The 18,505-nt window shown below is 71.4% G+C and carries 19 protein-coding genes and 1 pseudogene; 13 read left to right on the plus strand and 7 right to left on the minus strand.

Annotated features, from left to right (window positions below):
- Positions 1-398 precede the first annotated feature (398 nt).
- Positions 399-809: an ATP-binding protein gene (locus tag AB0E19_RS05285; protein ID WP_362173534.1), complete on the plus strand. Its 411-nt coding sequence runs from the start codon at positions 399-401 to the stop codon at positions 807-809.
- A gap of 150 nt (positions 810-959) precedes the next feature.
- Here the strand turns inward: AB0E19_RS05285 and AB0E19_RS05290 are convergent, their stop codons facing one another.
- A complete protein-coding gene (locus AB0E19_RS05290) occupies positions 960-1,199 on the minus strand; it encodes a chaplin (RefSeq protein ID WP_351852149.1) in 240 nt (79 codons plus the stop codon).
- 439 nt (positions 1,200-1,638) lie between these two features.
- Between AB0E19_RS05290 and sigK the strand changes: the two genes are divergently transcribed.
- The 10 genes from sigK to AB0E19_RS05340 all read left to right on the plus strand — a co-directional run bounded on the left by sigK (position 1,639) and on the right by AB0E19_RS05340 (position 10,218).
- Complete coding sequence (sigK, locus tag AB0E19_RS05295) at positions 1,639-2,163, plus strand: ECF RNA polymerase sigma factor SigK (protein ID WP_362173809.1); 525 nt, start codon at positions 1,639-1,641, stop codon at positions 2,161-2,163.
- Positions 2,160-2,909 (plus strand): anti-sigma factor, encoded by a 750-nt coding sequence (locus tag AB0E19_RS05300; RefSeq protein ID WP_362173538.1) that lies wholly within the window; start codon positions 2,160-2,162, stop codon positions 2,907-2,909. The genes sigK and AB0E19_RS05300 overlap by 4 nt, the downstream gene beginning before the upstream one ends.
- 37 nt (positions 2,910-2,946) lie before the next feature.
- Complete coding sequence (locus tag AB0E19_RS05305; RefSeq protein WP_362173541.1) at positions 2,947-3,429, plus strand: peroxiredoxin; 483 nt, start codon at positions 2,947-2,949, stop codon at positions 3,427-3,429.
- Positions 3,430-3,554: 125 nt separating this feature from the next.
- Positions 3,555-4,820 (plus strand): FAD-dependent oxidoreductase, encoded by a 1,266-nt coding sequence (locus AB0E19_RS05310; protein ID WP_362173545.1) that lies wholly within the window; start codon positions 3,555-3,557, stop codon positions 4,818-4,820.
- On the plus strand, positions 4,817-5,575 hold the full coding sequence (locus AB0E19_RS05315; RefSeq protein WP_362173548.1) for a DUF1365 domain-containing protein: 759 nt from the start codon (positions 4,817-4,819) through the stop codon (positions 5,573-5,575). Before AB0E19_RS05310 ends, AB0E19_RS05315 begins: the two co-directional genes overlap by 4 nt.
- Positions 5,572-6,906: a cyclopropane-fatty-acyl-phospholipid synthase family protein gene (locus tag AB0E19_RS05320; protein ID WP_362173551.1), complete on the plus strand. Its 1,335-nt coding sequence runs from the start codon at positions 5,572-5,574 to the stop codon at positions 6,904-6,906. The genes AB0E19_RS05315 and AB0E19_RS05320 overlap by 4 nt, the downstream gene beginning before the upstream one ends.
- Entirely contained in the window at positions 6,903-8,189 is a 1,287-nt protein-coding gene (locus AB0E19_RS05325) for a cyclopropane-fatty-acyl-phospholipid synthase family protein (protein ID WP_362173554.1), read from the plus strand. The genes AB0E19_RS05320 and AB0E19_RS05325 overlap by 4 nt, the downstream gene beginning before the upstream one ends.
- On the plus strand, positions 8,186-9,016 hold the full coding sequence (locus AB0E19_RS05330; protein ID WP_362173557.1) for a DUF1295 domain-containing protein: 831 nt from the start codon (positions 8,186-8,188) through the stop codon (positions 9,014-9,016). Before AB0E19_RS05325 ends, AB0E19_RS05330 begins: the two co-directional genes overlap by 4 nt.
- Positions 9,013-9,774: an alpha/beta fold hydrolase gene (locus AB0E19_RS05335; protein ID WP_362173560.1), complete on the plus strand. Its 762-nt coding sequence runs from the start codon at positions 9,013-9,015 to the stop codon at positions 9,772-9,774. The genes AB0E19_RS05330 and AB0E19_RS05335 overlap by 4 nt, the downstream gene beginning before the upstream one ends.
- Positions 9,775-9,822: 48 nt before the next feature.
- Positions 9,823-10,218: a hypothetical protein gene (locus tag AB0E19_RS05340; protein WP_190044984.1), complete on the plus strand. Its 396-nt coding sequence runs from the start codon at positions 9,823-9,825 to the stop codon at positions 10,216-10,218.
- Here AB0E19_RS05340 and AB0E19_RS05345 read toward each other — a convergent pair.
- The 4 genes and pseudogenes from AB0E19_RS05345 to AB0E19_RS05360 form a co-directional block, all read right to left on the minus strand.
- Positions 10,187-10,624, minus strand: a complete 438-nt coding sequence (locus AB0E19_RS05345) for a hypothetical protein (protein WP_362173563.1) — start codon at positions 10,622-10,624, stop codon at positions 10,187-10,189. The two genes, AB0E19_RS05340 and AB0E19_RS05345, sit on opposite strands and share 32 nt — an antisense overlap.
- 40 nt (positions 10,625-10,664) lie before the next feature.
- Positions 10,665-11,033: a cupredoxin domain-containing protein gene (locus AB0E19_RS05350; protein ID WP_362173566.1), complete on the minus strand. Its 369-nt coding sequence runs from the start codon at positions 11,031-11,033 to the stop codon at positions 10,665-10,667.
- A 275-nt stretch (positions 11,034-11,308) separates the two neighbouring features.
- Positions 11,309-11,977 (minus strand): annotated as a pseudogene (locus tag AB0E19_RS05355) (hypothetical protein); the annotation flags it as partial.
- Between the two features lie 650 nt (positions 11,978-12,627).
- Entirely contained in the window at positions 12,628-13,218 is a 591-nt protein-coding gene (locus AB0E19_RS05360) for a TIGR02391 family protein (RefSeq protein WP_242484344.1), read from the minus strand.
- A 579-nt stretch (positions 13,219-13,797) separates the two neighbouring features.
- On the opposite strand from AB0E19_RS05360, the gene AB0E19_RS05365 reads away from it, so the two are divergent.
- Positions 13,798-14,844 carry a hypothetical protein gene (locus AB0E19_RS05365; protein WP_362173570.1) on the plus strand — a complete coding sequence of 349 codons (1,047 nt, stop codon included), beginning with the start codon at positions 13,798-13,800 and terminating at the stop codon, positions 14,842-14,844.
- On the opposite strand, the gene AB0E19_RS05370 is transcribed toward AB0E19_RS05365, so the two are convergent.
- Entirely contained in the window at positions 14,747-15,709 is a 963-nt protein-coding gene (locus tag AB0E19_RS05370; RefSeq protein ID WP_362173573.1) for a sigma-70 family RNA polymerase sigma factor, read from the minus strand. The two genes, AB0E19_RS05365 and AB0E19_RS05370, sit on opposite strands and share 98 nt — an antisense overlap.
- 727 nt (positions 15,710-16,436) lie before the next feature.
- Positions 16,437-17,678, minus strand: coding sequence for an MBL fold metallo-hydrolase (locus AB0E19_RS05375; protein WP_362173576.1), 1,242 nt, complete (start codon positions 17,676-17,678; stop codon positions 16,437-16,439).
- A 129-nt stretch (positions 17,679-17,807) separates the two neighbouring features.
- Between AB0E19_RS05375 and AB0E19_RS05380 the strand changes: the two genes are divergently transcribed.
- The gene (locus AB0E19_RS05380; RefSeq protein ID WP_362173578.1) at positions 17,808-18,413 is read left to right on the plus strand and encodes a TetR family transcriptional regulator C-terminal domain-containing protein; all 606 of its coding nucleotides are present in this window, start codon (positions 17,808-17,810) and stop codon (positions 18,411-18,413) included.
- Positions 18,414-18,505: the final 92 nt, after the last annotated feature.

The following is an 18,505-nucleotide window of genomic DNA, read 5'->3' on the forward strand; positions in this document are numbered from 1 at the left end:
GTACGGCCTTGCACGGTTGAGCCTCAGCACGAAGTCATCCCTCTGTACTGCTGCCGGGGCGTGCTGCGGGCGCCGGCGGCAGCGGAGCACGGCACCTGATTGCTGTCCTCATCCGCTTCGGCACGGCAGCGGGGCAGGGATGGCAGGGAGCGCTGGAGATCACCTGGACGGCGGCTCGGGACTTTTCCCGGATTCCGGCAATCCATCGCGGCAGTCGTCACGAATCGTTACTGAAAGCAGCACTGAATGGCCGGCCTCAGCGTCAGCCACTGGGTTCCCGGACCCTTGGACTGTGACGATGGGCAACCAGGCGCGGAGTCCACGGGACCATCACAACCCCACGACGTTCCCCTTCACCCGTTTTCGGTGACGAAGACCGCTCACTGCGAGGAATCATCATGGACACCGCCACCGTTCCCTGCGGATGTCCGGTCACGCTGCATCTGCCGCTCCTCTCGGACGAACGCGCGGCCCGCCAGGCCCGCCAAGCCGTGGCACGACTCCTGGAACAGGAGGCGGACGCCTGCCCTCGCGAGGTCGCCGATGATCTCGTACTGATCGTCTCGGAGTTGGTCGGCAACGCGGTGCTCCACGCCGCCGGACCCTACGCGCTCACCTTGAGCCTGGAACGAGGCCAGGCGGGCATCGCCGTCAGCGACGGGACGGCGGACCTGGCCGGGAGCCGTCGAGAAGGGCGGTGCAAGGAGACGGGAGGCCGGGGGCTGAGGATCGTTCGTTCGCTGGGGGCGGGCCTCTTCGTCAGCCGCTTCGGCCGGGGCAAGCAGGTCATCGCGGTCCTGACCTGGTAGCCCGGTCGCAAAGGCCGTGGTACCGCGGGCGGCTGTGCCGACAGCCGCCCGCGGCCGACCCGCTCGGAGCACACTGCCTTCCGGGCGGATCACCGGTCCGCGCCACCCCGTCTTGCCGGCGGCGGACCGGAGTCTTCTCGCGGTGCTCGATCAGGCGTTGACGCAGGTGTTGCCGAAGGTCGGGTTCAGCAGACCGATCACGCTGACGGTGTTGCCGCACGCGTTGACCGGGATGTGAACGGGAACCTGCACGAGGTTGCCCGAGCCCACTCCCGGCGAGTGGGCGGCCACGCCCTGGGCACCGGCATCGGCCGATGCCATCGACGCGCCACCGATGACCACCGCACCGGCCGCCAGGGCCACCGCCAGACCATTCCGCATACGAACCATGTGAACTACCTCCCATGAAGGTGCCTCGGCCGAGCAACCCGCGCGGCCGGTGAGGAGAGCGAGAGAACGTCGCTCCGCTCACCTCACGCACCGTCTTCGCCGCCGTCCGCCCTCCGGCTTGGCCCCTGCGCCCGCCTTCCCTCGAACGAGTTACTCGACGATGGCGCGGGTGACGAAGCACCACCCATCCACCCGCCGGTCCGCTACGAAGAATCAACGAAGCACCCACAGGTTTCGCGACCGGGCCGCCGCCGGGCGGCCCGGCACGATCGAGCGACGACACAAGGACCGGCATGCGATGGACGCCCCGCCCCCCGACGGCCGGCCCAGGCCGCCCCTGCGCCTTCTCACCACGACCGGAGCGGTGCAGGTGAACCAGCCGCTTCCCTTCGGCACCGGCCGCAACGGCCGCGCCGCCCCCAGCGACCTCACCGAGACCATGGGCAAGGTGGCCCATGGTGACAAGCAGGCGTTCTCCGCCCTCTACGACGCCCTCGCACCCTTGGTGTTCGGCATCGTGCTCAAAGTGGTGCGCGACCGGGCGCAGTCGGAGGAGGTCGCCCAGGAGGTCATGATCGACCTGTGGCGTCAGGCGGCCCGCTACCGGCCTGACGCCGGCAGCGTGCAGACGTGGGCAGCGACCATCGCCCACCGCCGGGCCGTGGACCGGGTCCGCTCCGCCCAGGCAGCCACCGACCGCGAGCACGCCCAGGCCGCCCGCGAACACACCACCGCCTACGACGAGGTCGCCGAACAGGTCGAGACCCGCCTGGAGTCCGAGCAGGTACGCCGCTGCCTGCGCGGCCTGACCGAACTCCAACGGCAGGCCGTGACCCTGGCCTACTACCAGGGGTTGACCTACCGTGAAGTCGCCGAAGCCCTGCGCACGTCTCTTCCCACCATCAAGACACGCATGCGCGACGGGCTCATCCGGCTCCGCGACTGCATGGGGGTGACCACATGAACCACCACACCACCGACGCCCACACCCTCGCCGCCGCCTACGCCCTCGGCGCACTCGACGACGCCGAACGCAAGGACTTCGACACCCACCTCCAAACGTGCGAGGCATGCCGCCAGGAAGCCGCCGAGTTCCAGGCGACCACGGCGCGCCTGGCCGCCGCGGTTGCCCAGCCGCCGCCTCCCGGAGCCAAAGCACAGGTCATGGCCGCCGTCGACGGCGTACGCCAGCTGCCCCCACGCGTCCCCGCCGCCGGTGCGGCACCCGTCCTCGGCGGGATCCTGCGCCGCCGTGCCGTATCCCTGGCGTTGGCCGCCAGCGTGGCCGCCGTCGCACTGGGCGGCGTCGCGGTCTGGCAGATGCAGAACGGACAGGAGCTGGAGCAGCAGGCCCGCCAGGCCCAGCAGCAGCTCGACGAGGTCAGTGCCGTCCTGGCGGCCCCGGACGCCCAAACCGTGCACGGCAAGGCCGCCAACGGGGCCCTGACCACTGTCGTCTCCTCCGAGCAGCGGAACCAGGCCGTCTTCACCGCCGCCAACCTGCCGGCGCCCGGCGCCGGGAAGACCTACCAGCTGTGGCTCGACCACGACGGCACGATGCTCCCGGCCGGTCTGATCGACCACGACGGCACGGTGATCCTCGCCGGGAACCCGGCCGACGCGGGCGCCGTCGGCCTCACCCTTGAACCCGACGGAGGATCCCCTCAGCCCACCACCGACCCGCTGCTGCTGATGGCCCTGCCCGCCTGACCGGGCGCTCCGCATCGATCAGCGATCGAGGTACTTCATGGCAAGCATCCCGGAGATCGGGGACATCGTCGGCGACTTCTGCCTGCCCGGCGGACATCTGGACGGCGAAACCTTCCATCGCCGCGACTACACCCTGTGCGAGCAGCGCGGCAAGCCGCTCGTTCTCGTCTTCTACCCCGGCGACGACACACCGGTATGCACCGCACAGCTCTGCTCCTACTCCGACGGCCTGGACCAACTCCAGTCCGCCGGTGCCACCGTGTGGGGCATCAGCCCGCAAGGGCTCGACAGTCATGAGAAGTTCGCCCGCAACCGCAGGCTGAGCATGCCCCTGCTGTCCGACGAGGAGCGTGGGGTGGCGAAGTCCTTCGGGATCAGCGCACCCCTGATCGGCCTGCGCCGGTCGGTGTTCATCGTCAACGGCCACGGCCGCCTGCACTGGAAGCACGTCACCGCCATAGGCGCCAGCTACCCGCCCGTCGTCACGCTGAGCACGCATCTCGCCGGTCTCACCGGCTGAACCGGCACACCTCTTCGACCGGACCTTCCACCTCGCGGTCACACATCACGCCAATCCGATCGCCCGACTGCCGCGAAGTACGGGTGAAACGCAGCAGTCGGGCGGCGTGTCGAGTGGCGGGAGTGATGGTGGTCGAACAGCGCAAGGCTGCGGTCGTAGGCGCCGGTGTGGCGGGCCTGACGGCTGCCTACGTCCTGGCGTCCTCGTACGAGGTCACCCTGTACGAGGCGGACGGGCGGCTCGGCGGCCACGCCCACACCCGCGAGCTGCCCGGCCCCGGCGGTCGGGCACTCGCCGTGGACTCGGGGTTCATCGTCCACAACGAGCGCACCTACCCCACCCTGCTGAGGTTGTTCCGGGAGCTGGAGATCGGCACGCAGGACGCCGAGATGAGCATGTCGGTGCGGTGTGACGGGTGCGGGCTGGAGTACGCGGGTGCCCGGGGCGCGGCAGGTCTGTTCGCTTCCCGTGCGGCTCTGCGGTCGCGGTACCTTCGGCTCCTGGCGGAGGTGCCGGTCTTCCACCGGGGTGCCCGGCGGCTGCTGGCGCGGGGGACTCATGCGGGTGTCACCTTCGGGGACTTCCTGCGCGAGGGCGGGTTCTCCCCCTACTTCGTCAGTCACTTCGCCCTGCCGCTCGTCGCCTCGGTGTGGTCCTGCCCGGCCCGCACCGCGCTGTCGTACCCGGCCTCCTACCTGTTCGCTTTCCTGCACCATCACGGTCTGCTGTCAATCACCGGTTCCCCGCAGTGGAAGACCGTCGCCGGTGGCTCGAACGCCTACGTCACCGCCGTCGCCAAACGCGTCCAGCGCATCCGCACTTCCAGCCCGGTCGACGCCGTCCGGCGCACGGGCCGGGGCGCCCTCGTCACCACCGGCGACGGCGCCACCGACGCGTACGACGCCGTGGTCATCGCCACGCACCCCGACCAGGCGCTGCGCATGCTCGCGGACCCCACCCCCGACGAGAAGCGGCTCCTGGGCGCCTTCACGTACTCGCGCAACCCCACCGTGCTGCACACCGACACCTCCTTCCTGCCCCGCTCTCCGAAGGCGCGCGCCAGCTGGAACTACCGCATGACCGGCTGCGAGCCCTCCACCGCACCCGTACACGTCAGCTACGACATGGAGCGCCTCCAGCGCCTGCCCGCAGGCTCCGGCTACGTCGTCACGCTGGGCGGTGACACCGGCATCGCCCCGGATCGGGTCGTGGAGCGGATGGTCTACGAGCACCCCGTCTACACGCCCACGTCGGTCGCGGCGCAGAAGGAGCTCCCCCGCCTCCACACCGGTGTGACCGCGTACGCGGGGGCCTGGCACGGCTGGGGGTTCCACGAGGACGGCTGCCGCTCCGGCGTGGAGGCGGCCCGCTCCTTGGGGGTGAGCTGGTGACCAGGACCGGGACGACCGCCGCGTTCACGTCGGTCGAGGCGCCGGCGCTGTACGAGTGCGTGATCACGCACGTCCGCCGCACGCCCCTGCACCACAGGCTGCGGCACCGCACCTACCTGTGGTGCGTGGACCTCGACCACCTGCCGGTGCTGCCCCGGCCACTGCGTCCGCTCGCCCGTTTCGACGCCCGCGACCACTTCGCCGGCACCGCCGGCTCCCTCCGCGCCGGGCTCGACGCCTTCCTCTCCGCACACAACATCAACCTGGGCGGCGGGCGCGTGGTGATGCTGGCGCACGCCCGCGTCTTCGGGTACGTCTTCAACCCGCTCAGCGTGTACTGGTGCCACGATCCCGCCGGCGCCCTGGTGTGCGTGGTCGCGGAGGTCCACAACACCTACGGGCAGCGCCACTGCTACCTGCTGCGGACGGACGAGGCCGTGGTGGACAAAACCTTCTACGTCTCGCCGTTCTTCGCGGTCGACGGCCGCTACCGGATGCGTCTGCCGCTGCCCGGGGAGCGCCTGGCCCTGACCATCCACCTGGAGAACGACGACGGCAGGGCCTTCACCGCGGTCGTCCGCGGCCGCCGCAGGCCCGCCACCGTGCCCGCCCTGCTGTCCGCCGCCGCCCGCAGACCCTGGTCCACCGCCGCGGTCTCGGCCGGCATCCGCCGACACGGCGTTCACCTGCTGCTGCGCGGACTCCCCGTGCACCCGCGCCCCCGTTCCGCCCCGCAGAAAGGCACGCTGTCGTGACCCGCCCCGCCCTCACCTCCGAAAGCCGCTCCCGGCTCGCCGGCCGCACCCTCGACGTCCCCGAACAGACGCCGCCGGGCGGCCCCGCGACCGCCGCGCCCCTCAGCCGTGCGGACGTCGAAGCCGACCACTGGCCGGACGTGGTCCGGATCCCCTCGGCCGGCCCCGCCCGGACCGCCGTCGCCCGGTACCTGGTGAGCCGGGCCCTGGACAAGTTGTCCCTGACCGGTCCTCCGGCCGGTACGCGTCCTTCGGCGGTAGGCCCGCACCTGACGCTCCACGACTCCGATGCCTTTTACCAGCGCATCGGGCGTGACGGGCTGATCGGCTTCGGCGAGTCCTACATGGCAGGCGAATGGGACAGCAACGATCTGGCCGGCGTCCTCACCGCGCTCGCCGGTCACGTCGACGAGCTGGTCCCCGCGCCGCTGCGCCGGCTGCGTGGCCTATGGGTGTCCGCCCGCCCCGCCTGGGACCGGAACACCCGTGAGGGGGCCCGTGCCAACATCCAGCGCCACTACGACCTGTCCAACGACCTGTTCGCCACGTTCCTCGACCCCACCCTCACCTACTCCTCCGCGATCTTCGGCGTCTTTCCCGCCCGCTTCGAGTCCCTCGCCGCCGCCCAGCACCGCAAGATCGACCGGCTCCTGGACCTCGCCGGCGTGGGCGCGGGCACCCGACTGCTGGAGATCGGCACCGGCTGGGGCGAGCTCGCCCTGCGGGCCGCCGCCCGCGGCGCCCGCGTCACCACCCTGACCCTTTCCGCCGAGCAGGCAGCCCTGGCCCGCGAGCGGATCGCGGCCGCCGGTCTCGCCGACCGGGTCGAGGTCCAGCTGCGCGACTACCGCGACGCGGAAGGGCGGTACGACGCCGTCGTCAGCGTCGAGATGATCGAAGCGGTTGGCGCCGAGTACTGGCCCGCCTACTTCACGGCCCTGCGCCACGCGCTCGCCCCCGGCGGCAGGATCGCCCTGCAGGCCATCACCATGGGCCACCAGCAGATGCTCCACACCGCCGCCACCCACACCTTCATCAGCAAGTACGTCTTCCCCGGCGGTCTGATCCCCTCCCGCGAGGCCATCGCCGCGCACTCCGCCGCCGCCGGCCTGCACACGGCCGCCGACGACGGCTTCGGCGAGCACTACGCCGAGACCCTGCGCCTGTGGCGGGAACAGTTCGTCGCCCACCGCGCTGCCGTCACCGGCCTCGGCTTCGACCCGGTCTTCCAGCGCATGTGGGAGTTCTACCTCGCCTACTCGGAAGCCGGATTCCGCTCCCGCTACCTCGACGTCCGCCAGCTCCTCCTCACCGAAGGAACCCCCCGATGAAGCCCGCCGCCGACCGACTCGCCGACCTCCTCGGCCACTTCCTCCCGGGGCCGCTCCCCGTGCGCGTCCGGGCCTGGGACGGCAGCCTGACGGGCCCCGCCGACGCCCCCCTGGTGGTCCTCCGCTCGCCCGGCGCGCTGCGCCGCCTGGTGTGGCAGCCGGGCGAGCTCGGCCTGGCCGAGGCGTACGTCACCGGCGACCTGGAGGTCGAGGGCGACCTCGCCGACGCCCTCTCCCGAGCCGGCCGCAGCGTCCGCGACCGGCCCGCGGCACGCCCCGGGCCGGCGGGCATGGCCGCGGCCACCGCCCTCGCCGTACGCCTCGGTGCCGTCGGACCGCCCCCGAAGCGCCCCGACGGGCGGGCCCGCCTGACCGGCGGCCTGCACAGCGTCTCGCGCGACCGCGCGGGCATCAGCCACCACTACGACCTCTCCAACGACTTCTACTCCCTCCTCCTCGACGAGACCATGGCGTACTCCTGCGCCTACTGGACCCGGCCCGACGATCCCGCCTACACCCTGGCCGACGCCCAGCGCGACAAGCTCGAACTGATCTGCCGCAAACTCGGCCTGGGCCCCGGGGACCGGCTGCTCGACGTCGGCTGCGGCTGGGGCTCCCTCACCGTCCACGCGGCGCGCGCGCACAAGGTCCGCGTCACCGCGGTCACCCTGTCCCGCGCCCAGCACGAGTTCGTCACCGCGCGGGCCGCACGCGAGGGGGTGGCCGATCTCGTGGACGTCCAGCTGCGGCACTGGCGGGACATCGACGGCGGCGGCTACGACGCGGCCGCGGCCGTCGAGATGGGCGAACACGTCGGCGACGCCGAGTACCCCGCCTTCGCCGCCAAGCTGCACGACGCGCTGCGCCCCGAGGGCCGGCTCTTGATCCAGCAGATGTCCCGCGGCGCCCACGCGCCCGGCGGCGGGGCGTTCATCGAGACGTACATCGCCCCCGACATGCACATGCGCCCCGTGGGCCGGACCGTGGACGTGCTGGAGACCGCCGGTCTGGAGGTCCGCTCCGTCGAATCGCTCCGCGAGCACTACACGACCACCATCGACGCCTGGCGCGCCACCCTCGAACAGCGCTGGAGCGACATCGAGGCCCTCGTCGGAACGACCACCGCCCGCGCCTGGCGCCTGTACCTCGCCGGAGCGTCGCTCGCCTTCACCGAACGCCGCATGGGAGTCGACCAGATCCTCGCCGTCCGCCCCACCCGCGAGGGGACGTCCGGCATGCCGGCGACCCCCGCCGGCTGGTACGCCGAGGCGGGGCCCGCGTGAGCGGTACCGCTTGGGGCGCCCTCGGCGTCAACCTCGCCGTCTGCGCGGGCACGGCGGCGGCGGTGCTCCTCGCCACCTTCGCCGTCGCCGTACGCCGCAGGCTGCACCGGATCGTCGACATCGCCTGGGGACTCGCCTTCGCCGCCGTCGCCGCCGTCACCTGGCTGCTCTCCGACGGTGACGGCGACGACGGCCGACGCCTGCTCGTCGCCGCGACGACCGTCCTGTGGGGGCTGCGGCTGGCCGCCCACATCGCCCACCGCTCCCGCGGCCACGGCGAGGACCCCCGCTACACCGCCCTCCTCGACAAGGCCCCCGGGAACCGGACCCTCTACGCGCTGCGCACCGTCTACCTCGGCCAGGCGGCCCTCGTCTGGCTGATCTCCCTCCCCGTCCAGGCCGCCTCCTACAGCTCCGCGCCCCTGGACGCCCTGTCGTACTGCGGGCTCGCGCTGTGGGCGACCGGGCTCGTCTTCGAGGCCGTCGGCGACCGCCAGCTGGCCCGCTTCAAGGCGAACCCGGCCAACCGGGGACGAATCATGGACGAGGGCCTGTGGGCCTGGACCCGGCACCCCAACTACTTCGGCGACAGCCTCGTCTGGTGGGGCCTGTACCTCCTCGCCTGCACCGCCTGGCAGCCGGCCCTCGCCGTCCTCGTCTCCCCGGTCCTGATGACCCTGCTCCTCACCATCGGCAGCGGCAAGCGCCTCCTGGAGAAGCACATGGCCCACCGCCCCGGTTACGCCGCGTACACCGCGCGCACCAGCGGCTTCCTCCCCCTGCCACCCCGTAAAAACGCTCGCGGCACACCGGAGAGGACGACATGAGCGAAGCCGAGCGGAGCAGCGCCTTCCCTGCGCTGCACGTGCCCGAGCCCCGGTTTCCGCCCGCGGCCGGCGCGGTACTGCTGCTGCACGGCGGACGTGCCGACTCCCTCGCGCCCCCGTCTGCCCTCAACCTGCCCGACCTGCGGATGAGAGCTTTCGCCCGGGTACTCGGCGAAGACCCCCGCCACGCCGACGTCCTCATCGGGTACGTCCGCTACCGGATGCGCGGCTGGAACGGAGAGCGCGCCGACCCCGTCCACGACACGCGTCGGGCCCTGGCCGAACTCGCCGACCTGGTCGGGCCTCTGCCCGTGGTGCTGCTCGGGCACTCGATGGGCGCCCGGGCCGCGCTGCGCGCCGCCGACGATCCGCACGTCCGTGGCGTCGTGGCACTCGCTCCCTGGTGCCCTCCCGGTGAGCCGGCCACCCACCTGGCGCACCGCACCGTGATCGCCCTCCATGATCCGGCTGACCGGATCACCTCGGCCACCGACACGTGGGCCTACCTCCATCGCGCCGAAGTGGCCGGGGCCCGCGTCCGAGGCATCCGCATGCCCGCCGGCCGCCACGCCATGATCAGCCGCTCGGGTCTCTGGCACAGCCTCGCCGCCCGCAGCACAGCCGAAGCCCTCGGTCTGGATTCCCCGCCCTGTACCTCCGCCCCGGAGACAATGTGGGGGGCAGGACCGCTGGACGCCGCCATGTTCACCCCGTCCGCCGGTGAACGTCACCCGATCCGCCTGCGCCGCAGCCACTGAACGTTTCCCGGACGCCTGCCCCGGCGCCCTTTTGACCGAAGGAACCCCATGTCCCCTGCTCGTTCCGCGCTTCTGCTCGCCGGTCTGATGGCCTCGGCGGGCCTCGCTCACTTTGCCGCGCCCCGGCAGTTCGACGCCATCGTGCCGGGCTCTCTGCCGGGTGGCCCCCGAGCCTGGACCACGGCCAGCGGCGTGGTCGAGCTGGCTCTGGCAGCCGGTCTCGCGCTGCCGGCGACCCGAAGGGCGAGCGCCCACGCGACCGCCCTCTTCTTCGCCGGAGTGTTCCCGGCGAACGTCAAGATGGCCTACGACTGGCGTCACCGCTCGACGACCGCAAAAGCCGTCGCCTACGCGCGGCTTCCCCTCCAGGTTCCGCTGATTCTCTGGGCCCGCCACGCGGGTATGCCGGACGTCAGGCGTGGCCCCGTCGGCGACGACGGGTGAGAAGGAGCACTGAGGTGGCGAGAAGTGTGAGCACTTGGGCGATGACGACGAGATTCTTCTCGGTGAACCAGGCCGGTTCGTACATGCTGGGCAGGGGGCCGAGTTCGCCGACGTCGACGTAGCGATAGAGCAGGAGGGCCGCAAGTCCGCCGGCGGCGACGGTCCAGGCGAAGGCGTCGGCCAGGGGGTGGCGCCAGACAAGGAACAGCAGCGCCGCGAGTGCGGCGGTGGCGGCTTCGATCCTGAAGAGGGTGCCCTGGCTGAGGGTGGCGCTGACGGCGTCGTAGCTTTCGGCGAGACGCGCGTGGAGGTAGGCGTCTGCTGTAAGACCGACAGCGGCCAGAAGACGGGCAACGGCATGCAGTCTCCGGTGTGTGCTGTTCGACCGCATCGGACCGTGGTGCATGGGATCGCTCCGTGGTGAGACGCCGCGCGGCCTGCGCGGGTCAGCGGACGGTGAGGGTGCCGGTCATGGACGGATGGATGCTGCAGACGTAGCGGTACGTGCCGGCAGCGGGCGGTGCGGTGAACGTGGCTGTCTCACCGCCTTTGACGGTGCCGGTATCGAAGGCATCGGCGGCCTTGGCCGTCACGGTGTGGGAAGCGGAGTCCTCGTTCACCACGGACACCCTGGCTCCGGGTGCGACAGCCAGGTCGACCGGCTCGAAACGGAAGTCCTTGATGACGATGCGCTCTTCGCTGACCGATGCGGAGGACGGTGCCGAGGGCGACGGGGAGGTGGACGCGGGCCCGCCGGAGGAGGAGCAGCCGACGAGGACGATGAGCATGCACAGCGCCGCGATCGTCAGGACCATGTGTGGTGGGCGGGAGCGGAGACGAACAAGCATGGGATTCTCCTGGGTGCGCTGGCGAGACGTCCGACGGACACAGAGGCCGGATTCTCCGAACGGGGCTCCTCGAACAACCGAGGCGGCGCGCAAACCGGAAGCGGTCGAGGTCTTCAGCTGAGGATGGTGACGGCCTCGGCGTCGAGTAGCCACCGAGGCCGTCGTTCGGGCGGAACGGCCACAGCCCTTACGGCTGTGCCCGTTGGCGTCACCTTCTTGCCGGAGGGCTAGTAGTTCTTGCCCATGGAGGCTCCGGAGTGGCCTTCGATGGTGCCGCAGGTGGCGGGGGCGGTGGCTTCCTGGGGCAGCTTGGGGTCGAGTTCGCTCTTGCCCTTGCCGAAGTCGTACATCCCGTTGCCATTGGGGTCGATGCCGTGCTGAACGACGTGCAGGCGGGTGATGTTGTCGGCGACGGCCTGGGAGACGGCGATCGTCCGCGAGTAGGACAGGTTGCCGTTCTTGTCCGCGACCGGCATCCGGTCGACGGCCAGTCCGCTGGCCTTGGTCGTGTCGCCCTTGGTGGTCAGCGAGATGTTGATGTCCCCGTAGGCGGGCAGTCCCTCGGCGGTGGTGACGATGCCGTCGCCGTTCTTGTCGGCGCTGGCGTCGGGGCAGGTGAAGTCGTGCCCGGTGGTGGAGCCGTGGATGTGCTGCGCGTGGGGCTGGCCGGGGACCAGACCCTGGGCGTTGATCTTCACCGTGAGCTGGCGGCCCTGCAGGGTGAGCTGGGCGGTGCCACGGGCGCCCGAATCGTTCAGCTGCCGCAGGTCGACCTTGTAGCTCCGGCCGTGCTGCGTCTGCTGACCTGCGTGGTTGGTGTCATGGGCCAGTGCCGGGGCTGCCACGGCGAGGGTGAGGGCCGCGGGCAGGGCCATGAGGGCGGTCAGACGGGTGGAGCGCTTGACTGTCATCGCGATGCATCCCCTTCCGGGGAGATTTCACCGGCACGAGGCCGGATCGCGTCCGGACGTTCAGTCCCTTTCACCCATCATTCGGTGCGCCCCCGAAGGAGGATTGGGTACTGGTCGCACCACTCTTCACGCGTGAGCGCATCGCAGAGGCTAAACTCACCCCCTTCGCCTTCGCCTGATACAGCCGCACACGTCCAGACGATCAGTGCTGGCCCCGGGGGTCAGGGATGAACGCGCCGACTGTCGTTTCCACGGGCACGGCAGTCAGCACTTCGAGGCCCAGGCGGAGCAGAGGGCGGCCAGCTACTCGGCAGCGCGGCTGTGTGATGCGCGCAGCTCCCATCAGAGCAGGTGGCACCCCCGGCCCCCACGAACCCTGAGGTCAAACCAGTCATCTCCCGTTTGTGTGCATAGCGAACAAACCGTCAGGACAAGAGGTCTGCGGGGCATGTACGACGTAACATGAGAGGGCGAGGTCTCGCCGCATCCCCCGTCGGCGAGACCTCGCCCTCGGACTCGGCCAAGCAGCCGGGCAACTCGCCCCCGACCTCGCCCGCCGCCTGCCGACCCCATAATCACGACTGCAGGAAGCCACCAGGTCACCACATGTCTCCGGGCTGGTTGGACGATGCGGGCTCCAGTGCTCCTCGTTAGCTGTTCCTGGCCCGGGCCCGGTCGACCTGGCGCAACAGCAGGTCGGCGAACTGGATGATTTGGGCCGCCTCGATCGGGTCGGCGAAGTCGACGGTGCGGTGGCTGGAGGGGTTCTTGTAGCGGCCCATGGCGCCGGCGAACAGCGCGGACTCGGCCTCCTGCTCGCCGCCCTCTGCGCCGGCGTCGGCCAGCGGGCCGCCGGGCTTGCCGTTCTGGTGCGGTTGGAACGCCTTGCGCATCAGCGCGACGCCGACGAGGGAGTTGTCGAGCCCAGAGGCGTCGCGGACGGCGACTTCGACGGCCTTCATGGCGGCGAAGCACGCGGTCTCGTAGTCCCCGAGGTCGAAGTTGGTGCGCACCGTCTTCTCCAGGTCCGGATGGAGCGGACCGGCGAGCCGGGTGCGGGCTTCGAACCGGGCCAGGCCCTTCGGGTCCGCCGCCAGCTCCCGGCCGTCACGGGAGAGCCGCCGGAAGTTCTCGGACTGGCGCGGTACTCGGGACAACAGCGCGTGGGCCTCCAGCCAGCTCCACGCGTCGGACAGCCGGTTTGTCAGCAGGTCGACGTCCCTCTCCTCCTGGAAGGCCATGCGGGCACCGCCTATCAGCCCGGCGTACTGAAGATCGCCGCCGCCTTTGGCAAGGTTCTGTAGCAGGAGAAGCGCGGCATCCCGAGTGGGAAGTTTCCGGAGCTGGTCCGCCGGAACCGGCGGCTCGTACGTGAACATGGATGCACGTTACGCGGCAACGCGGACGCCCGCTGTCTGATTTCCGACTTCGTCCGGCTCCTCCCCATGGGGCACTGCCGTCCGGCGTCCCGATGCTCATTACTCGTGCCGGCCTGCAAGGCCAATGCGGCCTCCGACCACGCCCAGGAGCCAGATCAACTCCGTGCCTGGAGGGCGCATCAGGCCGAGCCCGTCGATGGTCAGGCCGCTGAGGAGTCGCGGTCGATCGGTTGCCACGACCAGATGGAGCGGCTCACAGCGTGACCTCCGGCCGTTGCGCTACGGTGCCTTCTGCTGGACGCGCACCGCCACCCGCCGCAGGACGACGCCCACGCCGTCTCCCGCAATCGGCCAAGTCCCTTCGGGGCCCGCGTCGCCCCGACGCCGTTCCTCTGCGTCGACGGGCAGCGTGGGCATGCCCTTCGAGTCCGGAGAAGACCGATGCCGCGTCACCAGAACACCGCCGCCCAGTGTGCCCGGCAAGCCCAGCGCGATACCGGGGGCAAGTACACCGCCGAGCTCCGCAAGACCACCCCGGCCGAAGGCCAGCCCGGGCCGTTCACCCTGGGGAAGTTGCTCACCGCGTGCGGGCCCTCGCCCGACTGGACCGGCCAGCACTCGGTCGTCGACCCCGAACAGGCACCGGAGATGTTCGACTTCACCCCGCTGGTCGAGCCGGTGCCGTACTCGACCGTCATGCTGCTCCTCGGCTTGCTAGCGCCCGCCAGCAGGTCCACCGAGCTGGAGCTGGAGTCCCGTAACGGCTTCCACTCCCTGATCGTGGCGTGCTGCGGCCGCCGCTTCGAGATGGTCCTCACGCAGGACGACTACGCCACCGAGCGGTGCCGCGTCCCGGGCTGCGACTCCGGGCCGGTCTCGGCTCACTCGATCCCCTACTGTGTCCACCGGCACCTCGCCGAGCGTCCTGAGGACGAGCTCGTCGAGATGGCCCGGGCGTGGGGGCACAGCCAGCGTGAGGAGTTCAGTGCCGGTGACCCCGCCGCCGTGCCGCTGGGAAAGGAGGGCGACCGACTGATCGCGGCCGCCGTCGCCCAGGGCGCCTGCTTTCCGGTCAAGACGGCTCTGATCGAAGCGGCCTACGACGAGCCCGAGATGGTCGACGTCGTGTACTGCGGCGAGCAGGCCGTTCATGTGCACTACGCGATGGACACCGAGAACTTCCGGCTGGAACGGGTGGCCCGAGCGGCACACCGCCGCATCCAGAAGCTCGCCAGCGGGCGCTGTGCCTGCGGTGCGGCGCTCCAGATCGGCACGGGCCCAAAGGTGCCGCCGCAGTTCTGCTCGGCAGCGTGCGCCGCCGCAGGGCCGCAGACGCGCGGTGGAAGCGCCCCTGTTATCTGCGGCAAGGCAAGAACGGTGCCCACACTCGTCACACGAGGTGGCCGTGGGGTCGGACGGGCACGTCCAGCCGGTCGCCGACCTCGGCGAGGACGCCCGGGCAGAAGTAGTACCAGCGCAGGCGCGTGATCCCGCCGTCGACGATCTCGGCGCGCAGGACGTCCTCGACCGCCTCGGGGCCACTGCCGTCGGCCGGGGTGGCCCACATCAGGACCAGCGGTTCGCCGTCGAGCTCCCGGACTTCGGCACGCCACCGGACGGAGGACTCCACAACCAGGGTGTGGTGCAGCGAGCCAGCGGCGATCTGCGCCCGTCCGACCTCATGGGCGACGCCGATCACGTCGCTGACCGCGTCCTGGACGAAGAGCTCGGTCAGCCCGTCTAGGTCATACGCGGTGAATGCCGCGGCAAGGGCGTCGAGGGTCTCGCGGTCGGGAGCCGTACGACGGGCGAGCGCAGCTTCCCGCTCCGGATCGGCCAGACGCCCTCGGCCACGGTGCAGTGCGGCCTTGACCGCCCCCTCGGTGGTGCTCAGCATGGCGGCGATCTCCTTCAGCGGCAGGTCGAACACGTCCTTGAGGACGACGGCGGCACGCTCCTGCGGCGCCAGCAGGGTGGCCATCTCCGCGAGCGCATCGCGCACCTCGGCGGGATCGGCGGCGGCAGGGGCGGCCCGCTCCACCGGCTTCACGAGCAGCGGAGCCGGGCGGCGCACCTGGTCGAGGTAGGCGTTGGTTGCGATCCGCACCAGCCACGCCATGGGGCGCTCGACCGGCTGATGGGTCTGTGCCGCCCGCGTGAATGCCCGGGCGAGTGCCTCCTGGGCCAGGTCCTCGGCGTCCCACACGCTGCCGGTCAGGCGCCGGCAGTAGCGGAACAACTCGCCGCGCAGCGGCTCCAGCACGACGAGGAACTCGCGGCGTGCGGCCTGCGCCACCGCCAGCAGAGGCTGCGGCAGTCGGCCGGGGTCGGGGGACAGAGAGGGCTGAGGCATCGCTTCACGGCTCCTTGCAGGGTGAATGGCTGTACACACCGGTACGACGGGACAGCCTTCACGCCAGATACGTAGCCGAAGCGGTGACTTGGCTCACGCCCTCAGCCCCGTGGCGGCACCGGTCACGAGGACGCGTGGCGAGCGCGGCCGGACGCCCCCTATCGTCCGCGTCGTCGTTGCGGCACCGCCCGCACACCAGCCGTCGCTTCTTGGGCTGCTAGGGAAGCCGTACCTCGTGGGGCAGCGGGGACTCCGTCGGTGAACTTGCGGGGTCGTAGTCGCACTCCGCACGGACCAGCCGCGCAACACGGGCCCTTCTCTGAGCACGGGGCGACCGTCCCGTATACCCAGCAGCCTCCGCACTCGCGTCCTCCGCAGTGACCAACCACATGACCACCATCACTGCCGTCACCCTCACCGGAAGCATCAGCAACGAAGAGCCTCAACGCTTCAGCTGCACCCGAGTAACCCGATACAGGACGAAAAGGGAGCCTCGCCGCCAAACCGGCGAGGCCCCTCCGGGTTCATGCTCACGAACTTACGATGCATGTTCGGACGACAACCGCGGACGAGGCTGCCCGGGAGGGCAAGGGCACGAACTGCTGGATACTCGCGGAAGGCTTTCTCCGGGACGGACCATCCAGAGCACGCAGCGCACGATCACGCTCGTCGGCCGAGAGACGGGTCAGCAGGGCCACGAGCCTGCCCAGCTCCTCCTCGCCCGACGTCACCGGTCACCAGCCAGGTCGAGATCCCGCTCGGACGCCTCGGCAGGAATCTGCGCCGGCTTCGGTCGGCGCCACGGACGGGCGATCGGCCGAGACACCCCGCGCCACCAGGTATCCGCGGGCAGCTTGCCCGCCGGCTCGAACGGCTCACCGGGACGGGGGAACGCCACCGCCTGCCCCGCCTCCTCCGCCGCGTCCTTCGTCCACTCCCCCGGCTCCGCCCACGGGTGCGGAGCCAGGTTGAAGGTGGCCCAGTGGATCGGCAGCATCACACCGGCCGGAGCGCCTCCCTGCAGGTCAAGATGGGCCTGGACCCCCTGCGCGGGCGTCATGTGAATGTCTGGCCACGCCCCAGGCATCGGCGTATAGTCCGTGTGGTTCTTGGGCCAGAACTCGGAGTAGGCGCCGATCTGGATCATGGTGACGTCGAAGGGGCCGTGGGCGGCGCCGATCTCCTGGAAGCCCTGGAAGTAGCCGGTGTCGCCGCTGTGGAAGATCCGGTGGCGGGGCCCGCGGACGGACCAGGAGGCCCAGAGGGTGTGCTGCTGGTTGCGGATGGCGCGGCCGCAGAAGTGGCGGGCCGGGGTGGCGGTGAGGGTGACGTCGCCGACCTCGGTGGACTCGTGCCAGTCCAGCTCGCGCAGGCGCGAGGCGGGGACGCCCCAGTGCTCCAGGTGGGCGCCGACGCCCAGCGGGACGGCGAAGAGGGTGTCGGTGGAGGCCAGCGCCTTGATCGTCGGCAGGTCGAGGTGGTCGTAGTGGTCGTGGGAGATCACGACGACGTCGACCGGGCCGAGCGCGGCGAGCGGCGCGGGCGCCGGGTGGAGCCGCTTGGGGCCGACGAAGGAGAAGGGAGAGCAGCGCTCTCCCCAGACCGGGTCGAAGAGGATCCGGACGCCGTCGATCTCGGCGAGCACGCTGGAGTGGCCCAGCCAGGTGATCCGCAGGTCGCTCGCGGCGGGGCGGGCCAGGTCGGCCACGGCCGTCGGGTGGACGGGGATCACCCCGGACGGGGCCCGGCGGGCGCGCGCCTCCCGCTCGAAGTAGACCTTCATCAGGTCGGCGGTGGAGCCGGAGGGGCCCCGGCGGGCCTCCTCGGGATTCCGGAAGACGCCGTCGGCGAAGTGGGGCGAGCGGCGGATGCGGGCCAGCCGCTCCCCCGTGGGCTCGGCGCCGAAGGACTCGGGCCGCAGGGCGCGCAGCCGGGCCCGCAGCGAACGGTCGGAGCCGGTACCGGTCACAAGTCCTCCTGAACTCTGGGGGTCGTTCCATTATGGGCGGACGCGGAGGCGGACGGGCGGGCGACCGGGTGGCGGAACGGCCGGCGACGATGATCATGACGCTGTCATGTGCTGTGTAGGCTGCTCGGCGTGGCGAGAGTGCGGTTGAGCGTGGCCGAGCGGCGCGAGGAGCTGCTGCGGGCCGCCGTGGAACAGATCGAGGCCCGGGGCACCACCGCCGTCCGCATCGCCGATGTGGCCGCGGCCCTCGGTGTCAGCAACGCGCTCGTGCTCTATCACTTCTCCACCAAGGAGCAGCTGGTCGCGGAGGCCTTCGCGCACGCCGCCGAGAGCGACCTCGCCGAGCTGCGCCGGCTCCTCGGGCGCCGCTCGACGGCGGTGCGGCGGCTGCGCGCCGCCATCCGCTGGTACGCCCCGAGGGGCCAGGCCAAGGGGTGGCGGCTGTGGATCGAGGCGTGGGCGGCCGGCCTGCGCGACCCCGAGCTGCGCCGGGTCGCCGCCTCGCTCGACCAGGAGTGGAAGCGCGCCCTGACCGCCGTGATCGAGGAGGGGGTCGCCGCCGGCGAGTTCCCCTGCCCGGATCCGGCGGGCGCCGCCTGGCGGCTCACCGCCTACCTGGACGGCCTCGCCGTCCAGACGACGGTCTACACCGGCGGCCTCTCCCGCGCGGCGATGCTCCGCTGGGCCGACACGGCCCTCGACCGCGAGCTGGGCCTCCCGGCACCGGGGAGCTGAGCGGCGCCCGGCGGCACCGCCCCGGGGCACGGGCCGACGGCCGGGCGGCGCGGGCCCGCCCTCGGTGCCCGCGTACAGGGCCCGCGTACAGG

Source organism: Streptomyces sp. NPDC047974 (genome assembly GCF_040653375.1).
GTDB lineage: Bacteria > Actinomycetota > Actinomycetes > Streptomycetales > Streptomycetaceae > Streptomyces.